Annotated in this window: 16 protein-coding genes and 3 pseudogenes; 4 read left to right on the forward strand and 15 right to left on the reverse strand. The window is 73.6% G+C overall.

Annotated features, from left to right (window positions below):
• Positions 1-31: 31 nt before the first annotated feature.
• Positions 32-622 carry a hypothetical protein gene (locus ABZT03_RS25780; RefSeq protein WP_356043100.1) on the reverse strand — a complete coding sequence of 197 codons (591 nt, stop codon included), beginning with the start codon at positions 620-622 and terminating at the stop codon, positions 32-34.
• Positions 623-947: 325 nt separating this feature from the next.
• On the opposite strand from ABZT03_RS25780, the gene ABZT03_RS25785 reads away from it, so the two are divergent.
• Positions 948-1,382: a protease inhibitor gene (locus tag ABZT03_RS25785; protein WP_356043104.1), complete on the forward strand. Its 435-nt coding sequence runs from the start codon at positions 948-950 to the stop codon at positions 1,380-1,382.
• Positions 1,383-1,530: 148 nt separating this feature from the next.
• On the opposite strand, the gene ABZT03_RS25790 is transcribed toward ABZT03_RS25785, so the two are convergent.
• The 10 genes from ABZT03_RS25790 to ABZT03_RS25835 form a co-directional block, all read right to left on the reverse strand.
• Positions 1,531-1,734: a CDGSH iron-sulfur domain-containing protein gene (locus tag ABZT03_RS25790; protein WP_356043107.1), complete on the reverse strand. Its 204-nt coding sequence runs from the start codon at positions 1,732-1,734 to the stop codon at positions 1,531-1,533.
• Entirely contained in the window at positions 1,715-2,344 is a 630-nt protein-coding gene (locus tag ABZT03_RS25795; RefSeq protein ID WP_356043110.1) for a HemK2/MTQ2 family protein methyltransferase, read from the reverse strand. Before ABZT03_RS25795 ends, ABZT03_RS25790 begins: the two co-directional genes overlap by 20 nt.
• 57 nt (positions 2,345-2,401) lie before the next feature.
• Positions 2,402-3,427, reverse strand: coding sequence for an iron-containing redox enzyme family protein (locus ABZT03_RS25800; RefSeq protein WP_356043113.1), 1,026 nt, complete (start codon positions 3,425-3,427; stop codon positions 2,402-2,404).
• Between the two features lie 284 nt (positions 3,428-3,711).
• On the reverse strand, positions 3,712-3,891 hold the full coding sequence (locus ABZT03_RS25805) for a hypothetical protein (protein ID WP_356043116.1): 180 nt from the start codon (positions 3,889-3,891) through the stop codon (positions 3,712-3,714).
• A 53-nt stretch (positions 3,892-3,944) separates the two neighbouring features.
• Positions 3,945-4,952 (reverse strand): Ppx/GppA family phosphatase, encoded by a 1,008-nt coding sequence (locus ABZT03_RS25810; protein ID WP_356043119.1) that lies wholly within the window; start codon positions 4,950-4,952, stop codon positions 3,945-3,947.
• A gap of 145 nt (positions 4,953-5,097) precedes the next feature.
• A complete protein-coding gene (locus ABZT03_RS25815; protein WP_356043122.1) occupies positions 5,098-6,600 on the reverse strand; it encodes an MFS transporter in 1,503 nt (500 codons plus the stop codon).
• Between the two features lie 175 nt (positions 6,601-6,775).
• Positions 6,776-9,592: an NHLP bacteriocin export ABC transporter permease/ATPase subunit gene (locus ABZT03_RS25820; RefSeq protein WP_356043125.1), complete on the reverse strand. Its 2,817-nt coding sequence runs from the start codon at positions 9,590-9,592 to the stop codon at positions 6,776-6,778.
• Position 9,593: 1 nt separating this feature from the next.
• The gene (locus ABZT03_RS25825; protein WP_356043128.1) at positions 9,594-11,819 is read right to left on the reverse strand and encodes an NHLP family bacteriocin export ABC transporter peptidase/permease/ATPase subunit; all 2,226 of its coding nucleotides are present in this window, start codon (positions 11,817-11,819) and stop codon (positions 9,594-9,596) included.
• On the reverse strand, positions 11,816-12,622 hold the full coding sequence (locus ABZT03_RS25830) for an HlyD family efflux transporter periplasmic adaptor subunit (RefSeq protein WP_356043131.1): 807 nt from the start codon (positions 12,620-12,622) through the stop codon (positions 11,816-11,818). The genes ABZT03_RS25825 and ABZT03_RS25830 overlap by 4 nt, the downstream gene beginning before the upstream one ends.
• 91 nt (positions 12,623-12,713) lie before the next feature.
• Positions 12,714-12,929, reverse strand: a complete 216-nt coding sequence (locus ABZT03_RS25835) for a type A2 lantipeptide (protein WP_356043133.1) — start codon at positions 12,927-12,929, stop codon at positions 12,714-12,716.
• 478 nt (positions 12,930-13,407) lie between these two features.
• Between ABZT03_RS25835 and ABZT03_RS25840 the strand changes: the two are divergent.
• Both ABZT03_RS25840 and ABZT03_RS25845 read left to right on the forward strand, forming a co-directional pair.
• Positions 13,408-13,473 (forward strand): annotated as a pseudogene (locus ABZT03_RS25840) (redox-sensing transcriptional repressor Rex); the annotation flags it as partial.
• Between the two features lie 310 nt (positions 13,474-13,783).
• Complete coding sequence (locus ABZT03_RS25845; RefSeq protein ID WP_356043135.1) at positions 13,784-15,214, forward strand: S1 family peptidase; 1,431 nt, start codon at positions 13,784-13,786, stop codon at positions 15,212-15,214.
• Between the two features lie 143 nt (positions 15,215-15,357).
• Here the strand turns inward: ABZT03_RS25845 and ABZT03_RS25850 are convergent, their stop codons facing one another.
• Complete coding sequence (locus tag ABZT03_RS25850; protein ID WP_356043191.1) at positions 15,358-17,514, reverse strand: SpoIIE family protein phosphatase; 2,157 nt, start codon at positions 17,512-17,514, stop codon at positions 15,358-15,360.
• Between the two features lie 342 nt (positions 17,515-17,856).
• On the opposite strand from ABZT03_RS25850, the gene ABZT03_RS25855 reads away from it, so the two are divergent.
• Positions 17,857-18,465 (forward strand): response regulator transcription factor, encoded by a 609-nt coding sequence (locus tag ABZT03_RS25855; protein WP_356043137.1) that lies wholly within the window; start codon positions 17,857-17,859, stop codon positions 18,463-18,465.
• A gap of 240 nt (positions 18,466-18,705) precedes the next feature.
• Here the strand turns inward: ABZT03_RS25855 and ABZT03_RS25860 are convergent.
• The 3 genes and pseudogenes from ABZT03_RS25860 to ABZT03_RS25870 form a co-directional block, all read right to left on the reverse strand.
• Positions 18,706-19,932: pseudogene (locus tag ABZT03_RS25860) on the reverse strand (ABC transporter ATP-binding protein/permease); the annotation flags it as partial.
• 1,166 nt (positions 19,933-21,098) lie between these two features.
• Positions 21,099-22,778 (reverse strand): annotated as a pseudogene (locus ABZT03_RS25865) (ABC transporter ATP-binding protein); the annotation flags it as partial.
• 114 nt (positions 22,779-22,892) lie between these two features.
• On the reverse strand, positions 22,893-23,006 hold the full coding sequence (locus tag ABZT03_RS25870; protein WP_101402521.1) for a SapB/AmfS family lanthipeptide: 114 nt from the start codon (positions 23,004-23,006) through the stop codon (positions 22,893-22,895).
• Between the last annotated feature and the right edge of the window lie 10 nt (positions 23,007-23,016).

The raw sequence follows: 23,016 nt of genomic DNA on the forward strand, positions 1-23,016 counted from the left end.
GGCTTCCTGCGGGGGCTGGTCCGGGGCTCACTCAGTCCTCCGGGGCGTCCTCGGCGGGGGCGTCCTGCGGCTCGGTGCCGGTGCCGGTGCCGGTGCCGGTGCCGGTGTCCGGGCCCTGGGCGCGTACCCGCTGCACGTGTTCCAGGGACTCGCGCAGTTCGCCGAGCCAGTCGTCGGTGTGGCGCTGCACCAGGCGCACGCACCAGGCGAGGGCGTCGCTGCGGCTGCGGGCGACCCCGCCGGCGATGAGGGTGTCGAGGACCTGACGCTCGGGCTGGCGCAGCCGGGTCATGACGGGGGCCGCCACATGGGTGAACAGGGCGCGCCGGTCCCCGCACTCCACGCCCCAGGAGACCTTCCGGCCGAAGCGGTGCTCGGCCTCGCGGGCCACCGCGATCCGGTCCTCCCGGCTGCGCTCGCGGAACTCCTGGATGCGGCTCTCCAGGGCCGCGTCCCGTTCGGCGGCCGGGGCGTCCTTCGCGAGCCTCGGTGCCGGGATGCGGCCGACCACGGTGATCTCCTCCCGGTCGACCGTGACCTCGGCCGGGGCCTCGAACAGGTCGTCGGGCAGCCGGCCGGCGAACCAGCCGCTCAGCTTCTCTCGTTGCTCTGTCGTAATCATGTAATGACGATTACTCGATCGCCGCGTGAACGCAAGGCTTCGCGGAGGAGTGCGCTCAGGGCTGAAGCGGAATGTTTCAGGACTATTAACGAGCAGGGGGGATCCGGCCATCGGAGCCCACAAAGTGATCAAGAACCGCCTGGTTCCGGCATTGGAACGTTCGAATTCCGTGACTTCTTGCCACTGTTTCAATACGCAAGGTTACTGAAACCCGTGGGGTCGATGTGAGATTCGGCGCCGGACTCGGCAGACTCGCGCTCGCCGCTCCGGGCCAGATCCGGCTCGACGCGGCACCACCCTCGAACCAAGCGGAAGGATGCACACAATGCGGAACACCGCGCGCTGGGCAGCGGCTCTCACCCTCACGGCCACCGCCGTCTGCGGGCCCCTCACCGGCGCCGCCCTCGCCGCCCCGCCCGCCTCCCCGGCAGGGCTCTACGCCCCCTCGGCCCTGGTCCTCACCATGGGCCACGGCGAGGGCGCCGCCGGAGTGACCCCCGAACGGGCGGTCACCCTGAACTGCGCACCGACGGCGTCCGGCACCCACCCGGCTCCGGCGCTCGCCTGCGCCGAACTCCGGCGTGCCGGCGGCGACTTCGACGCCCTGGCGGCCGGCGACGACGTGACGTGCACGAAGGAGTACGCCCCCGTGGTCATCACGGTGGACGGAGTCTGGCGCGGCAAGCGCGTCTCCTACGAGCGCACCTTCGCCAACGAATGCGTGAAGAGCTCCCTCGGGGCGAGCGTCTTCGCGTTCTGAGACCGAGATCGCGCGGGCCCCGCGAGTGCCGTGGAGGCCCGCCTATGGGGAGTGCGGGTCCCTGTCGCGGGGCCGTGCGATCTCGCACCGGGGGCCGGCGGGCGGAGTGGGGCCACCCGCCGGCACCTCGGCTTCCGGGCCGACGGCCTCAGCGCCGGTCGCGGTCGCGGTGACTGGTGTCGCACCAGGGATAGCGCCGGCTGCGGCGACAGGTGCACAGGGCCACCCGGAATCGGTCGGAGGACACCGTCGTGCCGTCCTCCAGCTCCACCTCCACCGGGCCCTCCACCAGCAGGGGCCCCCGGCGCTGGACCTTGATCCGGCGGGGGGGCTCAGACGGGGAGTTCGGCACGGACGACCACCAGCTCTTCCTTCGCCTCGGCGGGCGACAGCAGCCCGCGTTCCCGCAGCCAGCCCACTCGCGAGCGCAGGACCGGACCGAAGTCGATACGGCTGCGCCGGGTCACGGCGGCCTTCAGTCCGGCCGAGCGCAGGCGCCCCACCGTCAGCTCCGGATCGCTGAGCGCCGAGTGCACCATCAGGAGCACCCCGCCGGGACGCAGCAGCCCGGGCGCCTCCCCGCAGATCCGGTCCAGCACCAGCCGGCCGTCGTGGCCCGCGTCCCAGGCCCGGGCCCGGCCGCGCGCCGGTACGCCCGCGGTGGGCGCCGGTACGTAGGGCGGATTGCTGAGGATCAGGTCGTAGGACCGGTCCCGCACCGCCTCGAAGAGGTTTCCGTGGCGGATGCGCACCGGCACGCCGGACAGCCAGGCGTTGAGCCGGGCCGTGTACACCGCGCGCCAGGAGACGTCCACCGCCGTCACCCGGGCCCCGCGGCGGGCGGCGGCCAGCGCCAGCGCGCCGGTCCCGGTGCCCACGTCGAGGACGTCGGCGCCCGGCGCGAGCGGTTCTTCTGCCAGGGCTCCGGCCAGCAGGGCCGTGTCCTCCTGCGGGGCGTACACGCCCGGGAGCGACAGATGTGGTCTCAGTGAGTTCACCCCGCCCAAGTACCCAGGCAATCAGGAAATATGGGAGGAATACGGGGCGGCGTCCGACGGGAGGGGCGTGCGCAGCGAGGACCGCCCCGCCTGCCAGTCGGAGAGCAGGCGCGCGGCGAGCCGGTCCTCGACGAGGGCGGTCGCGTCGATGCCGAAGGCGACGTCGGCGGCGAGATGCGGCTCCTCCGCCAGCAGGCCGCCGATGACCTCGTGGCGTACGACCTGCTCGTGCACCGCGTCGGCCTCCACGTGCTCGTCGTAGAAGTGCTCGGCGGCGGGGCCGGCCTGCGTGCGGCGCATGGCCTCCGCCAGTCGTCGCGAGCCGGGCGATGAGGTGATCTCGACCGACGCGAAGTGGCCCACGAGGGCACCCCTGAGGGCCCGGTGCAGACCGAAGAGGGACATCAGGTTCACCGTGGCCAGGACCTCCGCGCAGGCCGCGTCGAGATAGTGGCCGTAGGTGGTGTCCAGGTCCAGGTCCGTCATCAGGTCGGCGAACAGGCGGGCGTGCACCCGGTCGGCGCGGCCGCCGCCGTACTCGTCGAACTCCACCGCCGCCATCCCCGCCTTGGCCCTGCCCCACAGCCTCGGCAGCACCCAGGCGTGCGGGTCTGCCTCCTTGAGGTGGTACAGGGAGCGCTGCGCCGCGTACTCGCGCACCTGCCACAGCTCGCCCTTGTCCCGCAGGAAGTACGACACGCCCGTGCCGTCGACCGGCTCGACCAGCAGGTCGGCGAGGGCGTCCTCGACACTGTCGTGGGCCACGGCGTCCGCGCGCAGCGCGGACAGGAAGCGGTGTTCCAGGACCGCGCGGGTGCGCAGCAGTTCCGGGTCCCACTCGCGGTCGGGGGACACCCCCGCGAAGCCGCGGTAGTGCAGTTCGTAGCAGAGATACAGGGCCAGCTGGAGGTCGTCGCCGTGGACGTCCGCACCGGCGGCGTCCTCGTGGCGCGGCAGGGGGCCGGTGTCCAGCAGATATGCCGTCACCGCGGCGGAGACGGGACCCCGTGCGGACGGCAGCCGTGGTTCAGGACCTTCGTGCGTCATGCGGGCCGGGTACCCGGGAGCGGGCGGGGCATCCGCCCGCGTGTCCTGAGGTGGCACGCGGCGGTGACGGGGGGCTTTTGCGCAGTTCCCCGCGCCCCTGGCGGACGGGTGTCGTGTGTCGTCTGCGGGTGGGTGGTGGCTTGTCGCGCAGTTCCCCGCGCCCCTGGGGGCTTGGGTGGGGTGTGTCGTCTGCGGCCCGTCGTGGGCTGGGCGCGCAGTTCCTCGCGCCCCTGAAGAAAAGGCTGCGGCCCGCACCTCTGGGAGCGGTGCGGGCCGCACCCTTTTCACTCGCCCCTGGATTCTTCCTGGGCCGTGGTGTTCGGGGTGGTGGCCTCTGCCGCCTCGCCGTCGTGGTGGTGGTCGGCGGGGTCGGGGGTGTGGGTTTCCGCGTCCTCGATCTCGTGGAGGGCTTCGTCGAGAGCTGTCTCGTGCTGCTCGCCTGACCGGTCGTCGTGGGCCGGCATGGGGATGCTCCTCTCGTGAGCGGCAGGATTTCGGCAGGGTGCGACCGCCGGGGTCAGCCGGTCGGGGCGGCGATGCGCAGCGGCACCGGTTCGGGGGTGGCGGGCTCCTCGTCGCGGCGGGAGATCTCCGCCCACCAGGAGGCGCCGTCCTCGATGTGGCGCAGCATGATGCCCTCGCGGATCGCCCAGGGGCAGATGGTGACCGACTCGATGCCGACCAGCTTCATCGCGGTGTGGCCCACCAGGGCGCCTGCCAGGCTCTGGCCGGAGCGCGGCGCGGAGATGCCCGGCAGCAGGGCGCGCTCGGCGGCGGGCAGGGCGGCCAGCCGGCCGATCGCGGTCCCGAGGTCCGCGCGGTGCAGCTGTCGTTCCACGAAGGGGCCGTGTCGCCCGGGCGGCGCTCCGCACAGTCGTCCCAGCTGCTGGAAGGTGCGGGAGGTGGCGACCGCCAGGCGCGGGCCTTCCCAGCGGATGCGCGCCGCCGCGTCCCGCAGCTGGTGGCGGACCTTGCGGCGCAGCGCGCGCAGCTGTTCGGTCGTGGGCGGGTCGTGGTGTGCGAAGAACTCATGGGTGAGCCGGCTCGCGCCCAGCGGCAGCGAGACCGCGAAGTCGGGCAGCCGGCCGCGTCCGAAGGCGAGCTCCAGTGAGCCGCCGCCGATGTCCAGCAGCGCGAGGGGGCCCGACCGCCAGCCCATCCAGCGGCGGGCGGCGAGGAAGGTGAGTTCGGCCTCGACCTCGCCCGGCAGGGTGCACAGGTCGACGCCGGTCCGCTCCCGGACGGTGTCGAGCACGTCCTGCCGGTTGGGGGCGCTGCGCACCACGGCGGTCGCGAAGGCGACGGGGCCGGCCGCGCCCCACCGGGTCGCGGTCCTGCTCGCTTCGGTGACGGCGCCCACGAGGCGCTCGACGGCCTCCGCGGGGACGGGCTCGCCCGGCTTCACGTCGTCCGACAGCCGCAGACGCCACTTGGCGGTGTGCACCGGCAGGGGCACCCCGCCGGCCGTGTCCGCCACGACGAGTCTGACCGTGTTCGATCCGACATCCACCACGCTGATTCGCATGAAGCGGTGAGTACCCGGTTACGCCGGGTCCCAACAGCGGATGTGGCGGGTCGTGGGTCACAGTCCGGCCGGGTGGGCGGCGGGCGGCGGACGCACGAAGGGGCCGCCGTCTCCCTGATGACGGCGGCCCCTCGGTGACGCGGTGCTACATGTGGACGACCGGAGCGGCGTCGGGGTCCTGCTGCGGAACCCCGCGGCGGAAGAGCACGAAGGCGATGACCGTACCGGCGGCGAAGAAGCCCGCCGACCACCAGAAGGCGGTGGTGTAGCTCTCGATCGTCGCCTGCGCCTGGACCGCCTTGCTCGTCACGTCCCGTCCGGCCAGGTAGTTCGTGGCGGCGGTCGCGGCGAGGGTGTTCAGCAGTGCCGTCCCGATGGAACCGCCCACCTGCTGCATGGCGTTGACCGTGGCGGAGGCCACGCCCGCGTCCTCGGCGGCCACCCCGCCGGTGGCCAGCTGCATGGCCGGCGGCATGACCAGGCCGAGGCCCAGGCCGATCACGATCAGCTGCGGCAGCACCGCGGACGTGTAGGAGGAGGTGTTGCCGATGCCGGTCAGCCAGGCCATGCCGACCGCGGCGATCGCGAAGCCCAGCGGGATGACGGCCTTCGGGCCGACCCGCGGCACCAGGACCGTGGTGCCCACCTGTGCCGCGACCATCAGGGCCGCGACCATCGGCAGGAACGCCACACCGGTCTTGGTCGGGCTGAAGCCCAGGTTCAGCTGGAGGTAGTAGGTGAGGAAGAGGAACACGCCGAACATGCCCGCGCCGGAGATCAGCACCGCCAGGAAGGACGCGGCCCGGTTGCGGTCGAGCAGGATGCGCAGGGGCAGCAACGGGTGCGCGGCCCGGGTCTGCCACCAGGCGAAGGCGGTGAGCAGGAGTCCGCCCGCGATCAGGAAGCCCCAGGTCTGCGCGGAGTCCCAGTCGTGGGTCTCCGCGTTGGAGAATCCGTAGACGAGGGAGAACAGGCCGGCCGCGACCAGGATGGTGCCGGGCACGTCGAGCTTGGAGTTCGCGGCGTCGCGGTGGTTGTTCAGCAGGACCCAGCCGCCCGCGAAGGCGAGGACGGCGATGACCACGTTGACGTAGAGGGTCCAGCGCCAGTCGAAGGCGTCGGTGAGGACACCGCCGAGCAGCAGGCCCACTGCGCCGCCCGCGCCGGCGATGGCGCCGTACACGCTGAACGCCTTGGCGCGCTCACGGGCCTCGGTGAACGTCGTGTTGAGCAGGGAGAGCGCGGCGGGGGCGAGGAGTGCGCCGAAGGCACCCTGCAGCGCGCGGGCGGTGACCAGCATGCCGAAGCCGTTGGCGGCGCCGCCGAGCGCGGAGACCGCGGCGAAGCCGACGACACCGATCAGGAAGGCGGGCTTGCGGCCGAAGAGGTCGGCGATGCGGCCGCCGAGCAGCAGGAGGGAGGCGAAGGCGAGCGCGTAGGCGGTGACGATCCACTGCCGGTTGCCGTCGGAGAAGCCCAGGTCGGCCTGGGCCGAGGGCAGGGCGATGTTCACGATGGTCGCGTCCAGGACGACCATCAGCTGCGCGAGGGCGACGACCGCGAGGATCCACCAGCGCTTCGACGAGGGTTCGGACGGTGGGCCGGCGACACCTTCGCGGGCGCCGTCGGCGAGGGTCTTCTGGGACATGGGGGAGCCACTCCAGGGAAGTCGTGCAGGGGCCTCGCGCAAGGGTCGCCGGACGGGCCGGGGCATCCTTGAACGAAACTGTTTCGTACGCGTCGAGACTAGACCACGGCCAGCGAAACGGCAACGTTTCGCTGACGGACCGGTTCCCGGCTCGTCCCCGCGCCGCCCCCGCCCCTCAGGCCAGCTGCCGCCGCACCAGCTCGTGGAGTCGGCTCCCGGGGTCCGCGAGCAGCGCCGCGGGCGCGCCCTGCTGGACGATCCTGCCGTCCTCCATCACGAGGACACGGTCGGCGTCCAGCACCGTCGACAGGCGGTGCGCGATGACGATCCGGGTGGCGTCGAGGGCCTTGGTGCTCTCGATGACCGTGCGCTGCGTCTCGTTGTCGAGGGCGCTGGTCGCCTCGTCGAGGAAGAGGATGCGCGGGCGGCGGATCAGCGCCTGCGCGATCATGAGGCGCTGGCGCTGGCCGCCGGAGATCGCGCCGCCGTCGGAGACGATCGTGTGCAGCCCCATCGGCATCCGCCGGATGTCCTCCGCGAGCCCCGCCATCTCCGCCGCCGCCATCGCCTCCTCCGGCGTGCACGGCTCGGTGCCGCTGATGACGTCAAGGAGCGATCCGGTGAAGGGCTGCGCGTGCTGGAGCACCACACCGCACTGCCGGCGCACGGCGGGCCGGTCCAGCGCGCCGAGGTCCTGGCCGTCGTAGAGCACGCTGCCGGAGACCGGGTCGTCGAAGCCGATGAGCAGCCTCAGCAGCGTCGACTTGCCGCAGCCGCTCGGGCCGACCACGGCCACGAACTCGCCCGGCCGCACCTGGAAGGAGACGTCGTCGAGGACCAGGGGGCCGTCGTCGGCGTAACGGAACGACAGCCGGCGCGTCTCGATCGCCCCGGACAGCGGGCCCGGCCGGGTGCTCGCCGTGCGCACCTCGGGGGTCGCGTCGAGGACCGGCCTGATCTCCTCCAGCAGGGGCAGCGCGGCCACCGCCGACACGTAGGCGCCGGTCAGCTGGGTGACGGAGGTCAGCAGCATGGTCACCGACGTGTTGAAGGTGAGGAACTCGGCGGCCGACATCGCGCCGCGCGCCGGACCCGCCAGGAGCATGAACATCAGCAGGGTGCACAGCGGCAGGTACACCGCGCCCATCACCGTCGTGAGGTTCTTGATGCGCCCCACCTTCTGCTGGAGTTCGCGACTGCGCGCGAACTGGGACGCCCAGGCCGCGTACGCGTAGTTCTCGGCGGCCGCCACCCGCAGCTTCGGCAGCCCGCGCAGCGTCTGGAACGCCTGGTTGTTCAGCTTGTTGCCGAGCACCACCAGCCGCCGCTGCCAGCGCACCTGCCACAGTCCCAGGCCCAGGAACCCGGCGGCGATGACGACGAGCATGCCGATCGCGGCCAGTGCCATCGGCGCGCTGAACCAGAACAGCAGCCCCAGGTTCATCGCGCCCACGGTCACCGACTGCGCGACCACCGGACCGACTCCCGCCAGGAGCCTGCGGATCGCGCTGACGCCCATGGCGGCGCTCGCCAGTTCGCCCGTCGAGCGCCCGGTGAAGAACCTGGTCGGCAGCCGCAACAGACGGTCCCAGACGGCCGGTTGGAGGGTGGCCTCGATCCGGCCCTCCAGCCGCAGGATCGTCAGGTTCTCCAGCAGCATGAAGGCCGCCGCCACCACACTGCTGATCATCACCGCGAGACAGACCTGGACGATCGGGCCCTGCTGCGCCTTCGGCACGTACTCGCCGAGCACCTTGCCGGTGGCGATCGGCACCAGCGCCCCGATGGCCACGGTGACCAGGCCGGCGAGCAACAGGTTCGTCAGGTCGCCGCGCACGCCCCGCATGCTGAACCGCAGCAGCCCGAGCGGACCGAGTCGCCGCTCCGGCAGCGGACGGTAGAACATCACCGCGCGCGGCTCGAACTCCTTCGCGTTGGCCTTCTCCACGGGCGTCTCCCGGCCGGTCGCCGGATGCACCGCCACATATCCGGCGCGCCGCCACAGCAGCGCGACCGGCGCACCCGACAGGGCCCGGTGCCCCACCAGGGGACCGATGTCGTTGCGCCACCAGCGGCCGTCGAGGCGGACGGACCGGACGCGGACCCGGGAGGCGAGGGCGATCCGCTCCACCGGGTCGAGGCGGTCGCTCTCGGTGCCGCTCCGGGCGGGCTCGGCGAGGGTGATCCCGGCCGCGCGGGCGACCAGCCCGCAGGCCGCGTAGGAGGCGTCCGCGTCGGCGGCCGTGGCGCGGTGCGCGGACCGCCTGCCGATGGACGCCAGCAGTGTCCGGTCGGCCTGCGCACGGACCGCCTCGCCGGCCCTGATGCCGGCGGCGGTCCGGGTCTCGTGGGTGTGTTCGAGCTGCTCGATCCACCGGTCCAGCGTGGTCAGCAGCCGGTACTGCTGGTCGACCATGCTCTGCCAGACCGCCGGGTCCGTCAGCAGGTCGGCCGCCGCCTCGGCGCCGTACAGCGAGCCGTACTGCACGCTGCCCGGCGGCACCTGCATCCAGAACACGTCGTCGTCCGAGGCGACCGCGGCCGGCTCGGTGGCCGTCGGCGCCTGGAAGAGGACCGTCAGACCGCGGCCGACGCCGAGCGCGAGGGCGTGCTCCAGCGGGCTCGAAGTCGGCGGTACGTACTGGGGGTTGCCGTAGGCGTCGTAGGACCAGGTCTCGGTGTGCGGGGGCTGGTACAGCTCGCGCAGGGCGATGCGGCGCACCACGCAGTCGCGCAACGGGCGGGCCACCAGCGTGTGCCGGGGCCCCGCGACCGGACCGAGCAGCAGCGCGCCCGCCTCCAGCCGGCCCAGGTGGTGCCAGTGCCCCCGCTCCTGCGCGTCGACGGCGAACAGGTCGACGGCGCCGGCCGCGACCAGCCACAGCACCTGCGGCCCCTCCAGATCGAGCCGGCTCTGGCCGGAGCAGTCGACGGGTGTGCCCATCGCGCCCAGCGCCCCGAGCACCAGATCGCTCTCACCGACGGTCGTCATCTCACCGCTCCCTGACCAGCGCGGCGTACGCGCCACCGTGTGCCACCAGCGCGTCGTGCCGCCCGCGCTCCACGATCGTGCCGTGCTGGAGCACGACGATCTCGTCGCTGTCGCGCACCGTGCTGAGCCGGTGCGCGATCACCACACAGGCGCAGCCACGCCTGCGCAGGTTGTCCATCACGACCTGCTCGGTCTCCGCGTCGAGCGCGCTCGTCACCTCGTCCAGCACCAGGATGCTGGGCCCGCGCACCAACGCCCGTGCGATCTCCAGGCGTTGGCGCTGCCCGCCGGAGAAGTTGCGGCCGTCCTGCTCGACCCGGCTGTGGATGCCACCCGGGCGGCGCGTGACGACGTCGTAGAGGGCCGCGTCCCGCAGCGCGTCCACGACCGCCTCGTCCGGGATCGAGGGGTCCCACAGCGCCACGTTGTCGCGGACCGTGCCCTCGAAGAGGAACACGTCCTGGTCGACGAAGGAAACGGAGGCCGCGAGCGCGCCGCGCGGAATGTCCTCCAGCCGCCGTCCGTCGATGCGGATCACGCCCTCCCACGGTGTGTACAGACCCGAGATCAGCCGCGAGACGGTGGACTTGCCGCTGCCCGAGCCGCCGACCAGGGCCACCTGCTGTCCCGGGCCGACGGTGAGGTCGAAGCCCGTCAACAGCGGCTTGTCCAGCGGGCTGTAGCCGAAGGAGATGTTCTCCAGCTCGACGTGCCCGTGCAGCCGGCGCGTGGAGTCGCCGGTGCCGGGCCGGCCGTAGAGCGGGTCGGCCCGGAAGTTCTCGACGTCCTTCAGCCGGGCCACGTCGGCCGCGAAGTCCTGGATGCGGCCCGCGACGCCGTTCAGCCGGGTGATCGGCGCGGTGAAGCGGGTGACCAGCGCCTGGAAGGCGACCAGCAGGCCGACCGAGATGCCGCCCTCCAGGGCCCGCATCCCGCCGATCCACAGGATCAGCCCGCTGTTCAGGGACGCCAGCGTCGGCGCGACCACGCCCAGCCAGGCGCTCGGCACGCCGAGCCGCTGCTGCTCCTCCAGGGTGGTGGCGTGCTGCCCCGCCCACTTGCGGAAGTAGCCGTCCTCGCCGCCGGTCGCCTTCATCGTCTCGATCAACTGCAGCCCCGTGTAGGCCGTGTTGGTGAGCCGGGCGCTGTCGGCGCGCAGTTTGGCGGTGCGGGTGGCGCGCAGCCGTACGACGACCCGCATGGCCACCACGTTCAGCAGGGCCACGGCGATGCCGACGAAGGTCAGCTGCGGATCGTAGGTGTACAGCAGGACCGCGTAGAGCACGACGACCACCGCGTCCACGCCCGCCGCCGCCAGGTCGCGGGCCAGTGTCTCGGCCACGGCGTCGTTCGACTGGAGGCGCTGCACCAGGTCGGCCGGGCTGCGCTGGGAGAAGAAGGTGACGGGCAGCCGCAGCAGATGGCGCAGGAAGCGGGCGCTGGAGAGCGTCGAGGAGATGATCCGGCCGTGCAGCAGGTTCGCCTGCTGCAACCACGTCAGCACGAGCGTGAGCAGCACGCACGTCCCCATCGACGCGAACAGCACGCCCAGCAACGAGGTCTGATCACCGATCAGGAACATGTCGATATAGGTACGGCTGAGCGCGGGGACCGCCGCGCCGACCGCCACCAGCAGCAGACTGGCCAGCACCGCGGCGGGCATCGTGCCCGCGGTACCGCGCAGCCGGGCCGGCATGGCGCCGAGCAATCCCGGTTTGCGCCCGCCCCGTTCGAAGTCCGCGCCCGGTTCCAGGACCAGCACCACACCGGTGAAGCTGGTGTCGAAGTCCTCCATGGGAACGAAACGCCGGCCCTTCGCCGGGTCGTTGACATACACCCCGCGGCGGCCGAGACGTCGGCCCATCCCGTCGTAGACGACGTAGTGGTTGAACTCCCAGAACAGGATGGCGGGGGAGCGCACCTCGGCGAGGGCCGCGGTGTCCATCTGCATGCCCTTGGCCGTCAGGCCGTAACCGCGGGCCGCCTTCAGCAGGTTGCTCGCCCGCGAACCGTCCCGGGAGACACCGCAGGCGATGCGCAGCTCCTCCAGCGGGACATGCCGGCCGTAGTGGCCGAGGACCATCGCGAGGGACGCGGCCCCGCACTCCACGGCCTCCATCTGGAGCACGGTGGGCGTGCGGACGCTCTTCACCCGGCCCGTGGGCACCGGGCGGCGCGGCGGCGGTGCGGCGCGGCGCCGGCCCCGGGTCTCCTGCGCGGCGTTCACGGCAGCAGCCAGTCGACGGGGCGCTGGTCGGCCAGCCGGATCGAACCCGTGGCCATGGTCATGGAGGTGAGGGTGAACGGCGGCCCGTCGGCGGACGACCACCGGTAGCCGCTCTTCGTGCCGGCCGACCGCTCCAGCCGGACCAGTACGGCGACGGGCCTGCCGTCCTTCGTGAACTGCTCACCGAGCTGGCTGTCGCCGAGGAACGCGGAGATCTGCTGCGCCGACTGGGGGGAGCGGTCCACCGACTTCACCCGGCCGCGCAGCACCCCGTACTGCTGGGTGGGCACGGACTGGACGGTCAGGTCCACCGCCGCGCCGGCGGGGATGGCGGCCGCGTTCTGGGCGGGCACGTACACCGTGGCGTACAGCGGGTCCGAGGCGCGGACGACCTTCTCCACCGCGGCGACGTTCGCGCCGGTTTGGATGATCTGCCCGATGGTCGCGGCGAGCGCGGTCACGCGCCCGGCGGCGACGGTGCGTACGACGGTGTCGCCGTCGGCGGTGCGGACCTTGAGGACGGGCGCGCCGGCGGGCAGGCGTTGGCCCTGCTCGGCGAGGACCGCGGTGACCTGGCCGGCCGCGGGGCTCTGCAGGATGTAACTGCCCTCCCCGTGCGTGAGGACGGCGGGCGCGCCGACGGTGGAGGCGACGGAACCGGTGACCGCCCAGACGGACGCGGCCGCGACGACGACCACCGTCACGGCGAGGGCCAGCCAGCCCCGGGGCCGGGCGAAACGCACCGGAAGGTCGAGCTCCTCGGGCGACTGGAGCTTGGCGAGGGCCTGTTGGCGGAACTGCAAGGGACTTCCCTCACCTGTGCGAGAGATCTTCTACGACGTCCGGGAGTCCCGGAGCCGTGACGGCTCCGGGACTCCCGGCAACACAGTGCGGTCAGAGACCGGCGACCAGGCCCGTGACCGGGGCGGTGTTGAGGCCGGTGACACCCTCGACGGTGCCGACGACCGTGTTGACCAGGCCGGAGACCGGGGCAACGCCGTCCACCAGGCCGGTGACGGTGCCGACGGCGTTCAGGGACAGACCGCCGGAGACGTTGTCGAGCTCCGCGTCGGAGATCTCGACGGTCTCAACCTGGGGGGTGGAGTTCATGGGGGGACTTCCCTTCATACGGATGTTCACAAGGGGGGAGCGGCCCCCTCTGGGGACAGATGACGGCCGCGACCGCGGGCGCCGGGCGTCCGTTGTCCCGAAGCCCTTGGCGGCTCCCGCGGTGCGATGGATCAAAGCACGCGGCGGGTCGGCGCATCCAATCAACCAGACGCCCCACCAGCGCATTTGTGTCCCCGTGGCGCCGAACCGTGCAGGAGTGCGCACGGCTCGGCGGCGACTTCTTCACATGCGGCACGGCATCACCGCGCACCGCCCCTTGCCGGGCGCGCGGCGAATGCGACACACCTCGCCAATGGCGTGGGCGGCACCGCGGCTTGTGCAGATCCCCCGACGGCCGTGCGCCGGTCGCGCACGGGATGTGCAGATTCGCTGAAGCCGGGATTCGGCTCCGCATGGTGAACCCGGGGTGATCGAGGCGTCACGCAGGGCAACGGACCTCCGTGATGCCGCGACGGCCGTGATCGCGACCCCCGCCGGCGCCGCCCAGTCGGTCTGCGACCGGCTCGTCGCGGCCGGGGTCAGCGATTGCGGCGGCCGCTGCTTGGTGGTCACCGTTCGGATCCGGACATCCGAACCGGCCACCGCGAGCACCCAGGAGGCGACATCAGCGGAGGAGATCCGGTCGGTTTCGGTGGCGGTCACCGTCATGTGGGGGTCGTTCCCGGCGCCGTCCGGCGGGACGCGGCCCATGGCCGATTCGCATCCGCACAAAGGTTGTTGGGGTCCCGCGTTGAACGCCCGACGGAGCCCGTGCGTACCAACAGCCATCCAGGCGCCCCACACCAGCTGCCGAACGGCGGCACACACTCCGGTCCCTCAGGAGGTCGAGAAGTTTGAGTCACAAGCGAATTCCGAAGCGCAAGGCCGCCATCGCGGTCGGCGGCGTCGCAGCCCTCGGAGCAGCCGCGCTCCTGCTGCCGAACGCCAACGCGTCCCAGGACAGCGGGACCAGCGGTGCTTCCGTCAAGACCTTCAAGGCGGACGACGCCTCGGATCTCGCCTCGCAGCTGCAGAACCTGCTCGGCGACGCCTTCGCGGGCTCCTACTACGACGCCGCCAGCAAGCAGCTCGTGGTGAACGTCGTGCCCGGCGACAACAACAACGTGATCGTGCAGGCCAAGAAGGCCGGCGCGGCCGTCCGCGAGGTCGACAACAGCCTCGCCGAACTCGCCGCCGGAGCCAAGACGCTCAAGGCCGAGGCGACCATCCCGGGCACCGCCTGGGCCGTCGACCCCAAGACGAACAAGATCCTGGTCACCGCGGACAGCACGGTCACCGGCAGCAAGTGGGACACGCTGGAGTCGACCGTCCAGGGCCTCGGCTCGAACATGGCGACCATCAAGAAGTCGGCCGGCACGTTCAAGACCTTCGTCTCGGGCGGTGACGCGATATTCGGCGGCGGCGCGCGCTGCTCGCTCGGCTTCAACGTCACCGCGGGCGACGGCAGTCCGGCGTTCCTCACCGCGGGCCACTGCGGTGTCGCGGCGAAGACGTGGTCGGACACGCAGGACGGTCAGCCGATCGCCACCGTCGACCAGGCCACCTTCCCCGGCGACGGCGACTTCGCGCTCGTGAAGTACGACGACCCGGCCACCGTGGCGCCGAGCGAGGTCAACGTCGGCGGCGGTAAGACCGTCCAGATCGCCCAGGCCGAGGAAGCCACGGTCGGCACCCAGGTCTTCCGGATGGGCAGCACCACCGGCCTCAACGATGGAACGGTCCTCGGACTCGACGCCACCGTGAACTACCCGGAGGGCACCGTCACCGGTCTCATCCAGACCGACGTCTGCGCCGAACCCGGCGACAGCGGCGGCTCGTTGTTCACCCAGGCGGGCGGCGCGGTCGGCCTGACCTCCGGCGGCAGCGGCGACTGCACGGCCGGCGGCGAGACGTTCTTCCAGCCGGTCACCACCGCCCTCACGGCGGTCGGCGCCACCCTCGGCGCGGGCGACGCGGCCGGCGGCGCGGGCGACCAGGCGGGCGGCGCGGGCGACCAGGCCGGCGGCGCCGGTGACCAGGCCGGTGGTGACGCTGTCGGTGGTGACCAGGCCGGTGGCGACGCGGTCGGCGGTGACCAGGCCGGTGGTGACGCTGTCGGTGGTGACCAGGCCGGTGGTGACGCTGTCGGTGGTGACCAGGCCGGTGGCGACGCGGTCGGCGGTGGCGACACCGGAACCGGTACGGGTACCGGTGACAACACGGGTACCGGCGACGGGACCGGCACCGGCACGGCTGACGACTCCGGGGCGACCCAGTCCCAGTGAGTCACCCCGAGTGAGTCACTGACGCACTCGGTCACAGAGCTCCACCGCTTTGGACCCGCCCGCGGTCCGGCCGGCGGTGGATCGGTCCGGCCCTCCGGCGGGAGGGCCGGACCGCTGTGCGTCGGGGGAGGCACCGACACCCCTCAGTCCCCGCCCCGCGCCCTGAGCAGCAGCAGCGCGACGTCGTCGAGCCGTTCCCGGGTGGCCGCGCCGTGCCGGACGAGATGGTCTGCCAGGTCGTCCAGCGGCCACTCGCCGGCCTCGTCGAGCCGCTGCCCCAGATCGGCGAGCGCGTCCTCCAGATCCACCCCCGGCGTCTCGATCAGCCCGTCGGTGTAGAGGACGAGCACCGAGCCGGGCGCGAGATCGACCTCCGTCGTCGGATAGGTCGCCGAGCCGTCGATGCCGAGCAGCGGACCGCCGGCGAGGTCGAGCACCCGCACCCGGCCGTCCGGCCGTCTCAGCAGCGGGGGCGGGTGACCCGCACGGGACATCACGGCCCGTCCGCGCGCCGGATCCAGCCGCAGGTACAGGCAACTGGCGAACAGGTCGGAGCCGAGGTCGATGAGGAGCCGGTTGGTGCTGCGCATGACCTCCTCGGGTGGCTGACCGACGGTCGTGTACGCGCGGACGGCGGTACGGATCTGCCCCATCATCCCCGCCGCCGTCACGTTGTGGCCCTGCACGTCGCCGATCACCGCGGCCGCCACGCCTCCCGTCGGCACCAGGTCGTAGAAGTCGCCGCCGATGTCCATGCCCTGGGTCGCCGGGAGATAGCGGGCGGCCGCGTCGATGCCGGGCAGCGGTGGCAGGGAGTGCGGGAGCAGGGCCTCCTGCAGCCCGTGGGCCAGCTGGTGCTTGGCGTCGTAGAGCTGTGCCCGTTCCAGGGCCTGCGCGATCAGGCCGCCGAGGCTGGTGAGCACGGCCCGCTCGTCCGCGGGGAAGGGGTGCCTGTCGGCGTAGGCGAGCAGGCAGGTGCCCACGGGGCGTCCGGAGGCGATCAGCGGCAGGTAGGCCCAGGCCGCGAAGCCGTCCGGTACCGCGTACCGGGTCGGGTAGAGGCGTTCCAGTTGCTGCCGGGACTCGAAGAACGCGGGGAGCCCCGACTTCAGGACCTGCGTGCCGGGCGTCTGCTCCGCCAGCGGCAGCCCGTCGAACCGGCGCACGATGTGCTGCGCGTCCCGATAGCCCCGGTGGCCCAGCACATGCAGCCGGCCCGACCGGGAGCCGAGGACGACCAGCGCCTGACTGCCGACGGCCGGGGCGATCTCGTCGGCGACGAGCTGCACCACGTCCTGCACGCCCACCGCCTCGGTCAGCGCACCGGCCAGCGACAGCACCTGGGAGATGGTGACCAGCCGGGACGGCGCGTCACCCGGCTCGGGCCCGCCCCGGATCATCTCCGTCACGGCCCGCGCCCGGCTGATGCGCACACTCAGCCCGGTCCTGCTCGGATACATACGGAACGACAGCCACTCGCCGGGCGGCCGCAGCGCCACGAACGAGGTGGTGTCCTGGCTGAGCAGCGCGGCCCGGTAACGGTCCTCGTACACCGGGTCGTTGAGCCAGGGCACCGAAGCCCACAACTGGGCGCCGAGCAACTGGCTCACCGGTACGCCGATCAGTTCGGCCGCCGCGGGGTTGGCGAAGCTGACCCGGCCGTGCAGATCGAGTGAGCACAGTCCGTACGGCAGCCGCGCAACCATCCGGGCCGCCTCCAGAGTGCCGAGCGCGCCGGCCGCACCCGTGAGCGGCGACCCGGCGAGCAGATCCGGCTCGGGGTGCAGCGGGTTGTTCTCCGCGATGGCACGCTCCAGCCGGGCCGCGAGCCGGCCGCAGGCCGCCGTCAGGTGGTCGCGCTCCCGGCCGGACAGTGCGGGGGGATGCGAACCCGGCCAGGTCACGAAGATCGCGCCGTACACGGTGGACTCGGTCGCCACCGGCAGCGCGGCCAGGGCGAAGGGGTACGGCAGCACCACGGCGATCCGGGGATAGTTGGCGGCCATGTCCTCCTCGCCGCCGACCCACACCAGGCGCCGTTCGCGCACCGACTCGGCCACCGGGATCGGCGTGTTGAGGCCCACCCGCTCCCAGGGCGCGGCGAACGCCCGGGGCATCCCGGCCATGACCGCCATCTCCAGCACGGGCTCGTCGGCCGCCATCAGGTACACCGCGCCCGAGTGCGCGTCGACCTCCTCCATCATCGACGCCAGGGCGAGGGACAGCAGCGGCCGGCCCACCCGCGTCCGGGCGGTCGCCGGTGGCTGCGCGGACGGTTGTCCGTCGGACACGCCGACCACCTCCCTCGGCACGGGGTTCGGCGCTCCGGAAGCCACCGACACCGCTGTCGCGCTACGGGTCCCGGGAACAAATCTGCCTCCTGGCGGCCCGTCGCGCACGGTGGGAGCCGCGCCGGCGGCCCCCGGACCCGGAGATCCCCGGGGCGCGGGAGGGCGGCCGGCATACCCAGGCGGGCCCCGCTCATTCCTCCTCGCCGGATGCGCGCCGAGCGGTACGGGCGCCGTGAGTGCGCCCCCGCGCTCCCCGTTGGCCGGAACTTCGCGCCCGTGAGCGGTCACGGTCCTCTACAACTGGGCACTGGTTGATGACCGAGAACCGGTGGGCAAGCTGAAGGGGCGGCAGTGATCCGGGTGCTTCTGGTGCACGACGCGTGTCTTGTGAGATCGGTCCTGGCGGAGTGGTTACGCCGCGAACCGGACCTGGGGGTGTACGACACTCCGTGGCGCAGCGCTTCGACCGGCGTGCGGTCCCTCCGGCCGGACGTCTGCGCGGCCGACCTGGAGTGCGAGGAGGCGTACGGCATCCCGCCGCTCGGCGAGCTGTTCGCCCGCGGTCCGGGGCCGGCCAGGCCGAGGCTGCTGGTGCTTGCCGACGCGAACCGGCCGGGCCTACTGAAACGGGCGCTGGAGGCGGGCGCCCTCGGCTACGTCGACAAGGGGGGCTCACCGGAACATCTGGTGAAGGGCATCCGTGACGTCGCCAAGGGGAAACGTTTCGTTGACGACTCGCTGGGCTTCGGCTTCCTCAAGGCCGCCGAGATGCCGCTGACCCGGCGCGAGCTGAGCGTGCTAACCCTCGCGGCCGAGGGTGCCTCCGTCGCGGAGATCGCCGGCAACCTGCACCTGTCCCACGGGACCGTGCGCAACTACATGGCCGCCATCACCCGTAAGACCGGGGCCCGCAACCGCATCGACGCGATCCGGATATCGCAGGGGGAGGGCTGGCTCTGACGGCCCGGCGGGCCCGGGCGTCCAGCCGCCGACCAGGTCGCGGTAGAGCGCCGAGCACCGCACGAGCTCGTCGTGCGTCCCGTACGACGTGTCCCGGCCGTCCATCACCAGCACCCGGCCGGCCCGGCGGGCCGAGCTGATCCGGTGCGCGACCACCAGCAGAGTGCCCCCGGGCCGGCGCGCGAACGCGTCCTCCGCGCGCTGCTCCGCCCGCGGGTCCAGATGGCAGGTCGCCTCGTCCAGCAGCACCAGGGGGGCGTATGACAGATAGGCCCGGGTCAGCGCGACCAGCTGCCGCTCGCCGGCGGACAGCGCGGCCGGCTCGACCCGGGCCCGAGGGCCGCCGAGCCGTTCGAGCAGCGGGGTGAGTCCGACCGCGTCGGCCGCGGCGAGCAGTTCCGTCTCCGGCACCGGCTCGGGCCGCAGGTGGCCGAGGTTCTCGGCGAGGGTGCCGGTGAACACGTACGCCTCCTGCGGGATGAGCACCCGGCGGGCGGCCGCCCGCACACCGGGTACCGGCCACCCGCACACCCGGATCGTCCCGTGGCGCGGCCGGAGCACTCCCGCCGCCAGGGCCGTCAGTGTCGACTTGCCGATACCGCTCGGACCGACCACGGCCAGATGGGCTCCGGCCGGCAGCACGAGGTCCAGCTCCTGGATCACGGGGGCGGCGGCGGGCCCGTAGGCGAAGGTGACGGAGCGCAGGGAGAGGGCGGGGGCGCGCTCGCCGGTGCGGTCGGGTGAGGTGCGGTGCCGCGGGGGCGCGGCGGTGGGCGGAGGGCTTTCGGTGCTGTCGGAGTCGGAGTCGGAGTCGGAATCGTCCGGGTCGTCCGGGCCGTCGAGGTGGTCGCAGTCGTCAGGGTCGTCGGGGCCATGGGGCGCCGGGCGCTCCGACTGGGGCGCGGGGACCTCCGGCCCGTGACCGGGCCGGTCCGGTACCAGCCGTCGGAGGACCACCGCGAGGCGGGAGCCGCTCGTGCCCAGGCCGTGGACCAGGTTGTTCAGCGCCGGCAGCAGGGACTGCGTGACGTAGGCGAGGGCACCGACCAGGGCGCCCGCCGTGACGCCGCGGTCGAGGAGCCAGGGCGCGGTGGCGAGCAGCAGCACGATCGGCAGCTCCCCGCCGAGCGCGAGGGCGGCCACGCGCAGTGCGCCGAAGCGGGCGAGGGAACGGGCGGTCCGCAGCTCCGCGTCCACCAGGATCCCGGTGTCGGCGGCGATCCGCCGCTCCGCGCCCGCCGCCGTGATGTCCCGCAGTCCCGGGCCGACGACGCCCAACCGGTCGGCCAGGGCCTCGTCGGCCCGGAGGAAGGACTCCTGCCGACGGGCCAGCGGTCGCAGGGTCACCGCGAACAGGCCGACGCCGGCGAGCAGCGGCGGACCGACCACGAGCAGCAGCAGCGGGTCGAGCGAGAACAGCCCGACCAGGGCGCCGACCGCGGTGAACACGAACGACCGGGAGACCATCACCAGCCCCGCGAAGGTGTCCCGGGCGATCTCCACCTGCTGGGTGAGGCCCGAGAGAGCGCCCCGGTCCGCCTCCCGTACCCCGCGCTCCACCACGCGTGTGACCAGCCGGTCCCGGAGCGGTTCGACGAGCGCGGCGACGGCCGCGTACACGCGTGCGGTGCCGTACGCCCCGATGACGACGCCGAGGGCCGCCACCCCGAGCCAGCCGAGGCCGACCCCCGCACGCCCCCGCAGGAAGCCGTCGTCGAGGGCGCGGGCGGGGGCGTAGCCGAGGAGGAACGTCTGCCCGGTCTCCAGCACCGACCAGCCGGCCAGCCGCACCACGACCGCCCACCGCTCCCGAAGAAACCCCCACCCACGCCTCCACACCCCGCCCGTCACACCGGCCCCCCGACGGCCTGTCCCCGGGGGGCCTCGCCGTCGGTTGCGGGGGCTTGGCGTCCCGCCGGGTCATCGGCTGCCCGTCGTGGGGCGTCGCCGGCGGTTGCCGGGGCGGGGACCGTCCGGTCCGGGGCAGTGCGTTCTCGGGCCGCCCGTTCCTGGACGGCGGGTTCGGCGACGGCCTGTCCCCGGGTGGCGTCGCCGGCGGTTGCCGGGGCGTGGCCTGCCGGGTCATGGGCTGCCTGTCGTGGGGCGGCGTCGTCCTCGGGTGCCGGGGCGGCGAGTGAGCCATTCGGGACGGCCCGATCCGGGACTGCCTCATCCCGGACGGCGGGTTCGGCGACGGCCAGTCGCGTGGCGGCGTCGCCATCGGTCGCCGGGGCGTGGCGGGCCGCCGGGTCATCGGCTGCCCGTCGCGTGGCGGCGTCGTTCTCGGGTGCCGGGGCGGCGACCGCCCGATCCCGGGCCGCGCGTTCCCGGGCCGCCCGATCCCGGTCCCTCTGGTCAGCGGTCGTCCTGTTCCGGACCGCCGCGCCGGCGGCTCGTTCTCCGTCCGGCGTGCCCTCGGCCGACCGGGACCCGGCCGCCTCCCCGCCTGCCACGAGGGCACCGCCGCCGTGTTCGGCCGGTGCGTGTTCCGGGCCGGTGTCGGTGGGTGGGGCGGGGTCGAGGGACGCGTCCCCGGCCGCCTCCCCGCCTGCCACGAGGGCACCGCCGCCGTGCTCGGCCGGTGCGTGTTCCCGGCCGGTGTCGGTGGGTGGGGCGGGGGCGAGGGGTTCGGAGCCGAACGCCGCCCGGTACGCCGGGTCGTGCCACAGGTGGGCGTGGGGGGCCACCGCTCGGAGCCGGCCCGCGTCCAGCCAGGCCACCAGGTCGGCGCGGGCCGCTGTCGTCGCGCGGTGGGCGACCAGCAGGCGGGTGGTGCCGGAGCCGCCGCTCATCAGGGCGTCGGTGATGTGCGCCTCGGTGACCGTGTCGAGGCTGGAGAGGGCGTCATCGAGGATCAGCAGACGGCCGCCGTGGGTGAACGCCCGTGCCAGGCCGAGGCGTTGGGCCTCGCCGCCGGAGCACGGGGCGTCGGCGCAGGCGGTGGCGTAGCCCTCGGGCAGCCGGCGTACGAAGTCGTCCGCGCGGGCGGTGCGGGCCGCCTCCCGGACCCGGGCGGGGGAGGGGGGCGCGGGGCCGAGCCCGATCGTGTCGGCGATGGTGGCGCCCAGCAGGGCGGGGCGTTCGAAGGCGTACCCGACCGCCCGCCGCAGCTCGTCGCGGGCCAGCGCGGGCAGCGGGACGCCGTCCAGCAGCACCTCCCCGGCGTCCGGGTCGGTGAGGCGGCCGGCGACCGCGGCCAGCAGCGACTTGCCCGTGCCGGAGCGGCCGACCACCGCGAGCGCCGTCCCGCCGGGGACGACCAGGTCGACGCCGTCGAGCACGGTGCGCCCGCCGCGCCGGACGCCCACCCCGCGCAGTTCCAGCCGCCCGGGACCGGCCGGCAGCCGGCGCTCCCCGTGCGCGGGGGCCGGTTCCGCCAGGACCTCGTCGAGGCGGGTGGCCGCCGCCCGGGCGCGGGCCAGCGCGGCGAGCCGGCCGACCAGCATGCCGACACCGCTCGCGAGGACCGCGTAGCGGGAGGCCGCCAGCACCTCGCCCACGGACAGCCGGTGCCGGGTGAGCAGGACCCCGGCCACGGCCACGACACCGAGCTGGAGCAGCGGTGCGACGGCGACGGCCTGGCCCGCGGCCCGGCCCTGCACCCGCCACATCTCGCGGCCCGCGCGGGACAGGTCCGGCAACGGCCGCAGGACACGCGCCGTCTCCCGGTCGGCCGTACCGGCCGCGGCGATGGTGCGATGGCCGTCGACGGCCTCGGCCAGCGCGCCCGCGATCAGCCCCTGGGCCCGCTGGTAGCTCGCCACGCAGCGCGAGGTGTCGCGGGCGAAGGCGCGCAGCAGCAGCGTGAGGACGGGGGCGCCGGCGAGGAACACGGCCGCCAGCCACGGATCGATCAAAGCGAGCGCGACCGTCGCCCCGAGGGGCCCGGCGAGCGCGGCCAGCAGAGCGGCGCGGGCGGTCGGCGCGGTGCCGGCCTGGGCGGCGTTGCCGACGAGCCGCGCCACGAGGTCGCCCGGCCCGAAGCGGGCGGCCGCGCGCGGGCCCACGGCCAGTACGTGTCCGGTGAGCCGGCGCCGCAGCCACGCGGTGGTGCGGGCGTCGACGGTGGCGCCGAGCACGGTCTCGCAGGCGTCGAACAGGGCGAGCAGCAGGACGAGCGAGGCGCAGTACAAAACCCAGCGGGTGGCCGGGTCCCGGGCCAGCAGGAGGTCCAGGGTGCGGCCGAGCGCGGCCGGCAGCAGCAGACCGGTGCCGGTCGCCGCGATGCTCAGCAGGAACAGCACCAGGCAGCGGCCGCCGCTGTGGCGGGTGGCGGGGCCCAGCAGCGCCGGACTGGGCGCACGGGTCGTCATACGGCTCGGCCCTCGCATCCGGGATCGAGGAGGTGACGGGGTGGGCGAAGGACCCCGGGCGGCCCCTCCCTCGCGGGAGCGGACCGCCCGGGGCCCCGGGTGGCGCGGCCTCCGTCAGAGACAGAGCAGAACGCTCGCCGCGCTGATGCAGGAGAGCAGGCTCACCGTGCTGTTGCCGCCTCCGGTGTGCTCGTCGGACTCCATCGTCTGCAGGTCGAGAAGGGCCATGTCTGTTACT

This window comes from Streptomyces sp. NPDC005574, assembly GCF_040605435.1.
GTDB lineage: Bacteria > Actinomycetota > Actinomycetes > Streptomycetales > Streptomycetaceae > Streptomyces.